The following is a 12,255-nucleotide window of genomic DNA, read 5'->3' on the forward strand; positions in this document are numbered from 1 at the left end:
GAAACATGACCTATCGCAACGAATCGGCCTGGATCCAGCCGGCCGCGCCCGCGGCCCGCACCACGCAGGCCCGCACCACCGCCGAATACCGCGCGCTCGACGCCGCGCACCACATCCACCCGTTCTCCGACATGGGCGCGCTCAATCGCGCGGGCAGCCGCGTGATCGTGAAGGCGGACGGCGTCTACCTGTGGGATTCGGACGGCAACAAGATCATCGACGGGATGGCCGGCCTGTGGTGCGTGAACGTCGGCTACGGCCGCAAGGAACTCGCCGACGCCGCCTACCGCCAGCTGCAGGAACTGCCGTTCTACAACACGTTCTTCAAGACCACGCACCCGCCGGTGATCGAACTGTCGGCCATGCTCGCCGAAGTCACGCCGCAAGGGTTCAACCACTTCTTCTACTGCAACAGCGGCTCGGAAGGCAACGACACCGTGCTGCGCGTCGTCCATCAATACTGGCGCGTGCAGGGCCAACCGCAGAAGAAGTACGTGATCTCGCGTCGCAACGGCTATCACGGCTCGACGATCGCGGGCGGCACGCTCGGCGGGATGGGCTACATGCACGAGCAGATGCCGTCGAAGGTCGAGCACATCGTGCACATCGACCAGCCGTACTTCTTCGGCGAAGCGCAAGCCGGCGAGACGCCCGAGGCGTTCGGCCTCGCGCGTGCGCAGCAGCTCGAAGCGAAGATTCTCGAGCTCGGCGCGGAGAACGTCGCCGCGTTCATCGGCGAGCCGTTCCAGGGCGCGGGCGGCGTGATTTTCCCGCCGTCGACGTACTGGCCGGAGATCCAGCGGATCTGCCGCAAGTACGACATCCTGCTCGTCGCCGACGAGGTGATCGGCGGCTTCGGGCGCACCGGCGAATGGTTCGCGCACCAGCACTTCGGCTTCGAGCCGGACCTGATCACGATGGCGAAGGGGCTGACGAGCGGCTACGTGCCGATGGGCGCGGTGGGCATCCACGAGCGCGTCGCGCGGCCGATCATCGACAACGGCGAATTCAACCACGGCCTCACCTACTCGGGCCATCCGGTCGCGGCGGCGGTCGCGGTCGCGAACCTGAAGCTGCTGCGCGACGAAGGCATCGTCGCGCGCGTGAAGACCGACACGGGCCCGTACTTCCAGGCGCTGATGCGCGAGACCTTCGCGCGCCATCCGATCGTCGGCGAAGTGCACGGCGCCGGCCTCGTCGCGAGCCTGCAGCTCGCGCGCGATCCGGGCAAGCGCGAGCGCTTCGCGAACGGCGGCGACGTCGGCACGATCTGCCGCGACTTCTGCTTCAACGGCAACCTGATCATGCGCGCGACCGGCGACCGGATGCTGCTGTCGCCGCCGCTCGTGATCTCGCGCCAGGAAATCGATGAACTCGTGTCGAAGGCGAAGCAGGCCGTCGATGCGACCGCCCAGCAGCTGGGCCTTTCGTAACGGCTTTGCCTACGGGCCGCGGCGTGCGCGCCGCGGCTCACCTTACCAGGGGAACTCCACCATGCGTGCTCGCACTCTTCGCCAAGCCTGTTCCGCCGCCGCCCTCGCCGCCGCGGCCGCGTTCACGTCGGTCGCCAGCCCGCCGGCGCAAGCCGCCGACGAGCTGAACGTCTACAACTGGTCCGACTACATCGCGCCCGACACGATCCCGAACTTCCAGAAGCAGACCGGCATCCACGTCAAGTACGACAACTACGACAGCGACGACACGCTGCAGGCGAAGCTGCTCGCCGGCAGCTCGGGCTACGACATCGTCGTGCCGACGTCGAACTACATGGCCAAGCAGATCCAGGCCGGCGTCTACCAGAAGCTCGACAAGTCGAAGCTGCCGAACCTCGCGAACCTCGATCCGTTGCTGATGAAGATGATCTCGGACGCCGACCCCGGCAACCAGTACGGCGTGCCGTGGGCGTACGGCACGGACGGCCTCGGCTACAACGTGCAGGCGGTGAAGAAGGCGCTCGGCGAGAACGCGCCGGTGGACAGCTGGGCGCTGGTGTTCGACCCGGCGAACATGTCGAAGCTCAAGAGCTGCGGCGTGTCGTTCCTCGACCAGGCGGTCGACGTGTTCGCCGCGACGCTGCAGTACATGGGCAAGAACCCGAACAGCACGAACCCCGCCGACTACCAGGCGGCGTTCGAGGTCCTGAAGAAAGTCCGCCCGTACATCACCCAGTTCAACTCGTCCGGCTACATCAACGACCTCGCGAACAACGACATCTGCGTCGCGCTCGGCTGGTCGGGCGACGTCGGCATCGCGCACCGCCGCGCGTCCGAGGCGAAGCGTTCGTACGACATCAGGTTCGCGAACCCGAAGGAAGGCGGGCTGCTGTGGTTCGACGTGATGGTGATCCCGAAGGATGCGCCGCACCCGGAGGCCGCGCTGAAGTGGATCAACTACATCTCCGATGCGAAGGTCAACGCGGCGATCACCAACACGGTGTTCTACCCGACCGCGAACAAGGCCGCGCACGCGTTCGTGACGCCGGCCGTCGCACAGGACCCGACCGTGTATCCGGCCGAGGACGTGCTGAAGAAGATGACGCTGATGAAGCCGATGCCGGCCGACATCCTGCGTCTCGAGAACCGGCTGTGGGCGCAATTGAAGACCGGCCACTGATCGCCCTGCGCGCCGCGTACTGACCGTCCGCCCGCGCGCCCCGCTCCACCGGCACGAGCCGTTTTCCGCGAGTCGCGTCGTGCGCCTCGCGCGGGAACGCTCACGCCTGCAATCCGTGACGAACGAATGGTGAACCCCATGCAATCGATTCCCTCTTCCGCGGCTGCGCGCCATGCGCAGCCGGCCACCGCGGCCCGCACGAAGCACGACGCGTTCGTGCGCATCGAAAACGTCGTGAAGAAGTTCGGCGACAGCACGGCCGTCGACAACGTGAACCTGACGATCGCGAAAAACGAGCTGTTCGCGCTGCTCGGCAGCTCGGGCTGCGGCAAGTCGACGTTGCTGCGCATGCTCGCCGGGCTCGAAACCGCGACCGCCGGCAAGATCTACGTCGACGGCGAGGACCTCGCGTCGCTGCCGCCGTACCGCCGCCCGGTGAACATGATGTTCCAGTCGTATGCGCTGTTCCCGCACATGACGGTCGAGTCGAACGTCGCGTTCGGCCTGAAGCAGGAAGGCACGCCGAAGCACGAAATCAAGGAGCGCGTCGCCGACGCGCTCGCGCTGGTGCAGATGAGCAAGTACGCGAAGCGCAAGCCGCACCAGCTTTCCGGCGGCCAGCAGCAGCGCGTCGCGCTCGCGCGCTCGCTCGTCAAGCGCCCGAAGCTGCTGCTGCTCGACGAGCCGATGTCCGCGCTCGACAAGAAGATCCGCCAGAAGACCCAGCTCGAGCTCGTGAACATCATCGAGAAGGTCGACGTGACCTGCGTGATGGTCACGCACGACCAGGAAGAAGCGATGACGATGGCGAGCCGCCTCGCGGTGATGAGCGAAGGCAAGATCGTGCAGATCGGCTCGCCCGGCGAAGTGTACGAATACCCGAACAGCCGCTTCTCGGCCGAATTCATCGGCTCGACCAACCTGTTCGAGGGCCGCGTGGTCGAGGACGAACCCGACCATATCTTCGTCGAGAGCGACGACCTCGAGGCGCGCATGTACGTGAGCCACGGCGTGACGGGCCCGCTCGGGATGCCGGTCGGCATCTCGGTGCGGCCGGAGCGCATCCACGTGTCGCGCGAGAAGCCGCGCTCGCCGCACAACTGGGCGCGCGGCGTCGTCACCGACATCGCGTACATGGGCAGCTACTCGCTGTACCACGTGCGCCTGCCGAGCGGCAAGACCGTCGTGTCGAACCTGTCCAGCTCGCACCTGATGCACGACGGTGCGCCCGCCTATAACGACGACGTGTTCGTCTCCTGGTCGCCCGCCAGCGGCGTGGTGCTGACGCAATGAGAACTTCCGCCCCCTCCTCCTCCGCGCCGGTGTCGTCCGGCGCCGTGGCCGCGGCAGCGGCCCCCGCGCGCAAGCGCCGCTTCGCCGCGCTGTCGCGCGCCCTGCCGTCCGGCCGCAGCGTCGCGATCGGCGTGCCGTTCGCGTGGCTCGCGCTGTTCTTCGCGCTGCCGTTCGTGCTGGTGCTCAAGATCAGCTTCGCCGACCAGGTGATGGGCATTCCGCCGTATTCGGCGCTGATGCAGATCCAGGACGGCGTCGTGCACTTCGCGATCCAGCTCGGCCACTACGCGTTCCTGCTGAAGGACGACCTGTACGTCGCGACCTACCTCAGCTCGCTGAAGATGGCCGGCGTGTCGACGCTGTTCTGCCTGCTGATCGGCTATCCGATGGCGTACTACATCGCGCGCTCGGAGCCGGGCACGCGCAACGTGCTGATGATGGCCGTGATGCTGCCGTTCTGGACGTCGTTCCTGATCCGCGTGTACGCATGGATCGGCATCCTGAAGGACGACGGCCTGCTGAACCACGCGCTGATCGCGCTCGGCATCATCCATACGCCGCTGCGGCTCTATCACAGCGACGCGGGCGTCTACATCGGGATGGTCTATTCGTACCTGCCGTTCATGGTGATGCCGCTCTACGCGCACCTCGTGAAGATGGACCTCACGCTGCTCGAAGCCGCGTACGACCTGGGCGCGAAGCCGTGGGTCGCGTTCACGCGGATCACGCTGCCGCTGTCGAAGAACGGGATCATCGCCGGCAGCCTGCTGGTGTTCATTCCGGCCGTCGGCGAGTACGTGATCCCCGAACTGCTCGGCGGCGCGGACACGCTGATGATCGGTCGCGTGATGTGGGACGAGTTCTTCAACAACATGGACTGGCCGATGGCGTCCGCGGTGACGGTGGCGATGGTGGTGCTGCTGCTCGTGCCGATGGCGCTGTTCCAGTACTACCAGGTCAAGGAACTGGAGGACGCGAAATGATCAAGCCGAGCAAACCGCTGTCGACGGGTGTCCTCGCATTCGGATTCCTGTTCCTGTACATCCCGATCATCAGCCTGATCGTCTATTCGTTCAACGAGTCGAAGCTCGTCACCGTGTGGTCGGGCTTCTCGCTGAAGTGGTACGCGGCGCTGCTGGACGACGACGAGCTGCTGACGGCCGCGTGGCTGTCGCTGAAGATCGGCCTCATGACCGCCACCGCGTCGGTCGTGATCGGCACGTGGGCGGGCTTCGTGCTCGCGCGCTTCGGGCGCTTTCGCGGCTTCACGCTGTACACGGGGATGATCAACGCGCCGCTCGTGATTCCCGAGGTGATCCAGGGCATCTCGCTGCTGCTGCTGTTCGTCGCGCTGGAGCAGATGTTCGGCTGGCCGAAGGGGCGCGGGATGGTCACGATCTGGATCGGCCACGTGATGCTGTGCGTGTCGTACGTCGCAATCATCGTGCAGTCGCGCGTGAAGGAGCTGAACAGGTCGCTGGAAGAAGCCGCGCTCGATCTCGGCGCGACGCCGCTGAAGGTGTTCTTCGTGGTCACGCTGCCGCTGATCTCGCAGGCGCTGCTGTCGGGGTGGCTGCTGTCGTTCACGCTGTCGATCGACGACCTCGTGCTGTCGGCGTTCCTGTCGGGCCCCGGCTCGACGACGCTGCCGCTCGTCGTGTTCTCGCGCGTGCGGCTCGGCCTGAATCCGGAGATGAACGCGCTCGCGACGCTGTTCATCACGGCCGTCACGATCGGCGTGATCGCCGTGAACCAGATGATGATCGCGCGCGAACGACGGCGCGTGGCCGACCTGCGGCTCGCGTTTTCCTGACGGCCCCGCTCACCGCTCATCCATCAAAACAATGACGCGGCCCCGTGCGTTCCGACTGATGCGCCGCACGGGCGCCGCGCTGCGCTCATCGCACTTTTGCCGACATACGACCGCTAGGAGAATCCGTGATGAAGAAGAAACTGATCTGCCTGCTGGTGGCCGGCGCGCTGCCGGGCATCGCGCTGGCTGACTCGACGTCCGCCCAGATCAAGGCGCTGCAGGCGCAGGTCGCCGCGCTGCAGAAGCAGATGAAGGCGATGCAGGCGCAGCTCGCCGCGCAGCCGGGCGGCGGTGCGACTGCGATCGCACAAGGCGGCAGGCCGGCCGCCGTCGCGGCCGCCGATCCGGCGTCGCCCGACTACGGCAAGTCGCAGGCGCTGCTGACCAACGACGACGTGACCGAGATGAAGCAGCAGATCGCGAACCAGCAGCTGAAGGTCGACTCGCTGACGGACGCGGCCAGCACCGGGCCGATCGCGGGCCTGTCGGTGACGGGCTACATCGATCCGACCTACATCTACAACCGCGCGCCGGGCACGTCCTCGTTCCTGTTCGCGAACCACGAGAACGCGTACAACTACTTCAACAGCACGTTCGGCGACCTGTACCTCGACATCAAGAAGACCTTCGGCGTCGGCCCGATGGCGCCGTCGGCCGAGATCACGCTGATGCCGAACCGCGGCAACGGCATCACGCTGCTGCAGAACTCGCGCGGCTCGATCACCGACAACCTGCTGAACACGGCGGTCGTCAACGTGCCGATCACCGCGTCGACGACGCTCGTCGCCGGCCTGATCCCGAGCTTCGGCGGCTACGAGGTGCAGCAGTCGAACCAGATGCTCACGCTCACGCACAACCTGCTGTACGACTTCTCCGACCCGGGCAGCTACGTCGGCGTCGGCGCGAACTACACGAAGGGCAGCTGGGCGTGGAAGTTCTTCGTCGGCAACGAGCAGTACCGCACGTATGGCTCGGTCACGCAGACCGGCACCAACGCGCTCGGCGACCCGATCACGACCAGCAACAAGGTGCCGACCTTCACCGCGCGCGCGGACTACACGTGGTCGAGCGCGCTCGACCTCGGCGGTTCGTTCAACATCGGGCGGCAGACGCTCGCGAGCGCGATCGACTCGAACGGCGTGGTCCACTACGGCCCCGGCGGCAACGCGCCGAGCGCGTACGGCACGTTCTTCTTCGGCGAGCTCGACGCGACCTACACGCTCGCCGACGTGCAGTACAACGCCGAAGTCGATTACGGCCGACAGGAGCATGCGGCCTACAACGGCGGGCTCGCGCAGTGGTACGGGCTGTCGCTGCTCGCGCACCGCAAGTTCAACGCACCGGTGGTCGGCCGCATGGGCGTGACGCTGCGCTACGATCTGCTCGCGAACAGCAAGAACGGCGGCGGCGGCGGCGGCATCGCGCTGAACGGCAACGGGATGGACCCGAACAACGGCTTCGGCGTCGACGCGGACTGCCTCGCGATGTCGAAGGCCGGCGGCGGGCTCGGCTTCGAGTGCAAGGGCGCGGTGCGCCAGGACGTCGCGCTCGACCTGCTGTTCTATCCGACCCAGCAGATCACCGTGAAGGTCGAATACCGGCACGACTGGGCGAACAACAAGGTGTTCCTGCGCCACGACGGGTCGTACGGCAAGTCCAACGACCTGCTCGCGACGCAGTTCATCTACTCGTTCTGATGCCGGCCGCGCGGGGCGCCGTGCAGCACGCGCGGCGTCCCGCGCGATGCATCGGGCAGGATTCCGGCGCCTCGCGCGCCGCATGGAGGAAATCGGTTTCATGAGCCAGTCTTTCACCCGCCGCGCCGACGCGCTCGCGCGCGACTCGTACTACGAAGCGAGCGCCGCTCGCCCCGAGGGCGACGACCCGTCGCTCGACGGCGCGCTCGACGTCGACGTCTGCGTGATCGGCGCCGGCTTCGCGGGCCTGTCGACCGCGCTCGACTGCCGCGCGCGCGGCTTGTCCGTCGCCGTGATCGACGCGCACCGGCCCGGCTGGGGCGCGTCGGGCCGCAACGGCGGGCAGGCGATCGCCGGCTTCGCGAAGGACGACGCGATCGAGCATCAGCTCGGCGCCGACGGCGCGCGCGCGGCGTGGGCGCTGTCGCTCGACGGCGTCGCGCTGATCGCCGAGCGGATCGCGCGCTACGGGATCGACTGCGACTTCACGCGCGGCTACCTGACCGTCGCGACCCGGCCGCGCCGCGTCGGCGACCTGCGCGCGTGGATGGACGCGGCGAGCTCGCGCTGGGGCCATCCGTCGCTATCGTGGCTCGACGCCGACGCGATCCGCGCGCGCATCGCATCGACGCGCTATCTCGCAGGCGTCCACGATCCGCTGTCCGGCCACCTGCATCCGCTCAAGTACTGCCTCGGCCTCGCCGACGCGGCGCGCCGCGAAGGCGTCGCGCTGTTCGCGCACACGCCGGCGCTCGACGTCGCGCGCGGCGCGCGGCCCGTCGTGCGCACGCCGTCCGGCGAGATCCGCTGCCGCTTCGTCGTGTCGTGCTGCAACGCGGGGCCGGGCGGCGTGCTGCCCGCGGCGACGGCCGCGCGCATCGCGCCGATCGCGTCGTACATCATCGCGACCGAGCCGCTCGGCAAGACGCGCGCCGACGCGCTGATCGCACGGCGCGAAGCGGTGTGCGACAACAACTTCTTTCTCGACTACTTCCGGCTGTCCGCCGACCACCGGATGCTGTTCGGCGGCCGCGCGAGTTCCGCGGGCGCATCGCCCGCCGCGCTCGCGGGCGCGATCCGGCGGCGCATGACCGGCGTGTTCCCGCAGTTGGCCGACGTGCGCGTCGACTACGCATGGGGCGGCTTCGTCGACGTCACGCGCAACCGCGCGCCGGACTTCGGCGCGATCGACCCGAACTTCTTCTACGTCCAGGGCTTCAGCGGGCATGGCGTCGCGCTCACCGGCATCGCCGGGCGCGCGGTCGCCGGCGCGATCGCGGGCGACGCGCGCGCGTTCGACCTGTTCGCGCGCCTGCGCCATCGCCGCTTCCCGGGCGGCGACGTGTGGCGGCAGCCCGCGCTCGAACTCGGGATGCTGTATCACCGCGTCCGGGAATTGTTCTGAGCCATTCATTCGTGTTCCTGACCATGCAGAATTTCGCGAACCAACCGCATGCCGCGTCGTATTACGCGGCCACCGCCAACGATGCGACGCGTCATCCGCCGCTCGCCGGCGCCGTCGACGCCGACGTGTGCGTGATCGGCGCGGGCCTGACCGGCCTGTCGGCCGCGCTCAATCTCGCCGAGCGCGGCCATTCGGTCGTCGTGCTCGAGGCGTCGCGGGTCGGCTGGGCCGCGAGCGGCCGCAACGGCGGGCAGTTGATCGGCGGCTACGCGTGCGACATCGACACGTTCGCGCGCTACCTGCCGGACGCCGACGTGAAGCGCATCTGGGAGATGGGGCTCGAAACGCTGTCGCTCGTGAAGTCGCGCATCGCGCAGCACGACATCGATTGCGCGCTGGTGCCCGGCTACCTGACGGCCGCGAACACCGCGCGCGACGCCGATGCGCTCAAGCGCTGGCGCGACGAAGCCGCGACGCGCTTCGGCTACGACCGCCTGCGGTTCGTCGAAGCGGACGACATCGGCGGCTACGTGCAGTCGTCACGCTACCGCGGCGGCCTGTACGACCCCGACAGCGGCCACCTGCATCCGCTGAACTACACGCTCGGCCTCGCGCGCGCGGCGACCGGGGCCGGCGTGCGCATCCACGAGCAGAGCTGCGTGACGCGCGTGCGCGACATCCCGGCCGGCCATCTCGTCGAGACGGCGCAGGGCCACGTGCGCGCGCGCTTCGTCGTGCTCGCGTGCAACGCGTATCTGGGCGCGCTCGCGCCGGCGCTCGCGAGGAAGATCATGCCGGTCGGCACCTACGTGATCGCGACCGAGCCGCTCGGCGAATCACGCGCCGCCGCGCTGATGCCGGCGCGCGCGGCGGTCTGTGACAGCCGCTTCGTGCTCGACTATTTCCGGCCGGCGCCGGACACGCGGCTCGTGTGGGGCGGCAAGGTCAGCTACTCGACGCGGCAGCCGCGCCATCTCGCGCAAGCGATGCGCGCCGACATGCTGAAGACGTTCCCGCAGCTCGCGGACGTGAAGGTGGAATACGCGTGGGGCGGCTTCGTCGACATCACGATGAACCGCGCGCCGCATTTCGGGCGGGTCGCGCCGACGCTGTATTTCGCTCAGGGATTCTCGGGGCACGGCGTGAACACGACCGCGCTGGCGGGCAAGCTGATCGCCGAGGCAATCGACGGGCAGGCGAGCCGCTTCGACCTGTTCGGCAAGGTTCCGCATCGCGATTTCCCGGGCGGCGCGCTGTTGCGCACGCCGGCGCTGGTGCTCGCGATGAGCTGGTATCGGCTGCTGGATGCGTTCGGCGTGCATTGAAACGCCACGTCGCGCATGGCGCGCGCCGTGGCTTTCGCGTAGGGCAGCCCGTCAGTCGGTGCCGTACTTGCGCGAACGCGGGCCGTACAGCAGCCCGGTCGGCGGGCCGGCCGACAACAGGCGATTGCTGGTCAGCGCGGCCACGTCGTGGGCCTCGTCGGTCAGCGAATGCGCGATCTGCTTGACGGCGGCCTGCACGAGCATGCCGACGATCCCGAACCCGCCGACGTTCACGTTGTTGCCGAGTTCCTTGCCGCTCGCGCTGCCTTTCCCCTGCCACAGCACGTCGCCCGTTTTCAGGTCGACGAGCTTGGCCGACGCGGTCACCACCGTCGTGCTGTCGATGACCTGGTACACCGAGCCGTACTTCGAGACCTTCGAATACAGCACGGCATCCGCGCCGAAGATTTCGCGCAGCTTGGCCGGCGGCACGTCCTGGATCTCGGCGGCGTTGGTCAGGCCGTTCTGCTTGAAGGCCTCGTCCATCACCGCGACCGGCACCACGTAATAGCCGGCCTCGGCGAGCGGCAGCGTCATCTGCGACAGCATCCCGTAGGTCGCCGCGACGTCGCTGGTTTCGTTGACCGGCGGCAGCACGAGGATCGAGCGCGGCTGGCTCTTCTTGAACGCCGTGTAGTCGGCGTGCTTCACCGGCTGCGCGCAGGCGCTCAGCAGCGCGACGATCGACAGCACGGACAGCAGCTTGAATGAAATGGTCTTGAACATGGCAGGTGCGTCACTGTTTGGCGGTGTTCTGATCGGCCGGTTTCTGCTCGGCCGTTTTCTGCTCGGCCGGCTTCTTCGCCGCCGGCTTGTGCTTCATCAGGAAGTCCATGAACGGCGACGATTCCGGAAACAGCTGTTTCTCCGCCTGCAGTTCCTGTTCGGCCTGCTGTTCGCTGCCGATGCTCGCGTACAGCATCCCGAGATGCGCATGGAAGCCCGGCGGCGGCGTGTTGCCCTTTGCGCGGATCTGCTGCAGCGCCTTTTCGAGCGCGTCGATCTGCTGCTGCGGCGACGTCTTGCCCTTGAAGTACTCGTACACCTGCGGCTGGTAGCCGTTCCATTGATAGAGCGGCGGCGTGGTCGGCGCCGCGCAGCCCGCGAGCAGCAATGCGGCGGCCGTTGCCGGCAGCCAGATACCCCGTTTCATGGTCGTTTCTCTTCTGGTTGATGTGGTGAATCGGTGAAGCCGTGATGCTTACTTCGCCGGCTTCAGCGCGCCGGCGTCGACCTGGTCGACGAGATGGTTGACGGCCTCCTGGATCGCGAGGTCGAGCACCTTGCCGTTGAGCGTCGAGTCGTAGCTCGCGGTGCCGCCGAAGCCGATGATTTCGCGGTTGGACAGGCTGAATTCGCCCGCGCCCTGGCTCGATGCGATCACTTCCGACGTCGTCGTGTCGACGATGTTCAGGTTGACCTTCGCGTACGCGACCTGCGTCTTGCCGTTGCCCAGGATGCCGAACAGCTGGTGATCGCCGACTTCCTTGCGGCCGAATTCGGTCACGTCGCCCGTCACCACGTAGTTCGCGCCCTTCACCGCCTGCGCCTTCTTCATGAAGCCCGCTTCCTGCTTGATCTCCTCGAGGTTCTCGCGATCGAGCACGTTGAAGCGGCGGCTCTGCTGCAGGCGCGTGACGAGGATCGTCTTCGCCTGGCCGCCGAGGCGGTCGATACCGTCCGAGAAGATGCCGCGCATGTAGCTCGACCGGTTGTCGAACTTGCCGACCGCGATCGCGACCGGCTTGCCCGAGTACGGGCGCTGCGCGCTGCTGACGGCCGGCACGTCGAGCGTGCGCGACGATTCGGTCGCGCAGCCGGTCAGCGCCGCGACGAGCGCCGCGGCGACGAGGACGTTGCGTCGTGTCTGGATGTTCACTGCTGATCTCCTTGCGTGGAAAGAATGCCCGTGACGGGCGCGCCGGCTCGCAGGCGAGCCGGACTTCAACGCGGCGGCGACGCACACGCGCGCACGCGCGCGCCGATGCGTCGCTCGACGCGACGGGCGTCACGCAACGCGGCAGGCGTCGCCTTGGGCGCTATGCGGGAAATGAATGCGGATGCGCGCGTGACGGATGCGTCACGGCGAATGGCGGGCAGGCGGCGCAA

The 12,255-nt window shown here is 67.7% G+C and carries 11 protein-coding genes; 8 read left to right on the plus strand and 3 right to left on the minus strand.

All coding sequences use genetic code 11. The features are described 5' to 3' along the window. The first annotated feature begins 5 nt into the window (after positions 1-5). The 8 genes from KY49_RS21280 (at position 6) to KY49_RS21315 (ending at position 10,146) form a co-directional block, all read left to right on the plus strand. A complete protein-coding gene (locus tag KY49_RS21280) occupies positions 6-1,433 on the plus strand; it encodes an aspartate aminotransferase family protein (RefSeq protein ID WP_042586485.1) in 1,428 nt (475 codons plus the stop codon). A gap of 61 nt (positions 1,434-1,494) precedes the next feature. Then, complete coding sequence (locus KY49_RS21285; RefSeq protein WP_010096904.1) at positions 1,495-2,613, plus strand: polyamine ABC transporter substrate-binding protein; 1,119 nt, start codon at positions 1,495-1,497, stop codon at positions 2,611-2,613. Between the two features lie 138 nt (positions 2,614-2,751). After that, complete coding sequence (locus tag KY49_RS21290) at positions 2,752-3,906, plus strand: ABC transporter ATP-binding protein (protein WP_042586902.1); 1,155 nt, start codon at positions 2,752-2,754, stop codon at positions 3,904-3,906. Continuing rightward, on the plus strand, positions 3,903-4,889 hold the full coding sequence (locus tag KY49_RS21295) for an ABC transporter permease subunit (protein WP_042586486.1): 987 nt from the start codon (positions 3,903-3,905) through the stop codon (positions 4,887-4,889). The genes KY49_RS21290 and KY49_RS21295 overlap by 4 nt, the downstream gene beginning before the upstream one ends. Beyond that, positions 4,886-5,719: an ABC transporter permease subunit gene (locus tag KY49_RS21300; RefSeq protein WP_042586487.1), complete on the plus strand. Its 834-nt coding sequence runs from the start codon at positions 4,886-4,888 to the stop codon at positions 5,717-5,719. The genes KY49_RS21295 and KY49_RS21300 overlap by 4 nt, the downstream gene beginning before the upstream one ends. A 128-nt stretch (positions 5,720-5,847) precedes the next feature. Continuing rightward, the gene (locus KY49_RS21305; RefSeq protein WP_042586488.1) at positions 5,848-7,416 is read left to right on the plus strand and encodes a DUF3138 family protein; all 1,569 of its coding nucleotides are present in this window, start codon (positions 5,848-5,850) and stop codon (positions 7,414-7,416) included. Positions 7,417-7,516: 100 nt separating this feature from the next. Beyond that, entirely contained in the window at positions 7,517-8,821 is a 1,305-nt protein-coding gene (locus KY49_RS21310) for an NAD(P)/FAD-dependent oxidoreductase (protein WP_042586903.1), read from the plus strand. A 23-nt stretch (positions 8,822-8,844) separates the two neighbouring features. Further along, positions 8,845-10,146: an NAD(P)/FAD-dependent oxidoreductase gene (locus KY49_RS21315; protein WP_042586489.1), complete on the plus strand. Its 1,302-nt coding sequence runs from the start codon at positions 8,845-8,847 to the stop codon at positions 10,144-10,146. A gap of 51 nt (positions 10,147-10,197) precedes the next feature. Here the strand turns inward: KY49_RS21315 and KY49_RS21320 are convergent, their stop codons facing one another. From KY49_RS21320 to KY49_RS21330, 3 genes are read right to left on the minus strand one after another with little or no spacing between them, the layout of a single operon-like run. Beyond that, positions 10,198-10,872: a DUF799 domain-containing protein gene (locus KY49_RS21320; RefSeq protein ID WP_042586490.1), complete on the minus strand. Its 675-nt coding sequence runs from the start codon at positions 10,870-10,872 to the stop codon at positions 10,198-10,200. Between the two features lie 10 nt (positions 10,873-10,882). Continuing rightward, positions 10,883-11,299, minus strand: a complete 417-nt coding sequence (locus KY49_RS21325) for a DUF4810 domain-containing protein (RefSeq protein WP_042586491.1) — start codon at positions 11,297-11,299, stop codon at positions 10,883-10,885. A gap of 48 nt (positions 11,300-11,347) precedes the next feature. Continuing rightward, entirely contained in the window at positions 11,348-12,025 is a 678-nt protein-coding gene (locus KY49_RS21330) for a CsgG/HfaB family protein (RefSeq protein ID WP_042586492.1), read from the minus strand. Positions 12,026-12,255 lie beyond the last annotated feature (230 nt).

The organism is Burkholderia sp. MSHR3999 (assembly GCF_000833595.1).
In the GTDB taxonomy this organism is placed as follows: Bacteria; Pseudomonadota; Gammaproteobacteria; order Burkholderiales; family Burkholderiaceae; genus Burkholderia; species Burkholderia ubonensis.

Bases quoted from the DNA above. Each gene is read 5' to 3' on its own strand.
- KY49_RS21280 (WP_042586485.1), top strand. From the start codon at position 6: ATGACCTATCGCAACGAATCGGCCTGGATCCAGCCGGCCGCGCCCGCG.
- KY49_RS21285 (WP_010096904.1), top strand. From the start codon at position 1,495: ATGCGTGCTCGCACTCTTCGCCAAGCCTGTTCCGCCGCCGCCCTCGCC.
- KY49_RS21290 (WP_042586902.1), top strand. From the start codon at position 2,752: ATGCAATCGATTCCCTCTTCCGCGGCTGCGCGCCATGCGCAGCCGGCC.
- KY49_RS21295 (WP_042586486.1), top strand. From the start codon at position 3,903: ATGAGAACTTCCGCCCCCTCCTCCTCCGCGCCGGTGTCGTCCGGCGCC.
- KY49_RS21300 (WP_042586487.1), top strand. From the start codon at position 4,886: ATGATCAAGCCGAGCAAACCGCTGTCGACGGGTGTCCTCGCATTCGGA.
- KY49_RS21305 (WP_042586488.1), top strand. From the start codon at position 5,848: ATGAAGAAGAAACTGATCTGCCTGCTGGTGGCCGGCGCGCTGCCGGGC.
- KY49_RS21310 (WP_042586903.1), top strand. From the start codon at position 7,517: ATGAGCCAGTCTTTCACCCGCCGCGCCGACGCGCTCGCGCGCGACTCG.
- KY49_RS21315 (WP_042586489.1), top strand. From the start codon at position 8,845: ATGCAGAATTTCGCGAACCAACCGCATGCCGCGTCGTATTACGCGGCC.
- KY49_RS21320 (WP_042586490.1), bottom strand. From the start codon at position 10,872: ATGTTCAAGACCATTTCATTCAAGCTGCTGTCCGTGCTGTCGATCGTC.
- KY49_RS21325 (WP_042586491.1), bottom strand. From the start codon at position 11,299: ATGAAACGGGGTATCTGGCTGCCGGCAACGGCCGCCGCATTGCTGCTC.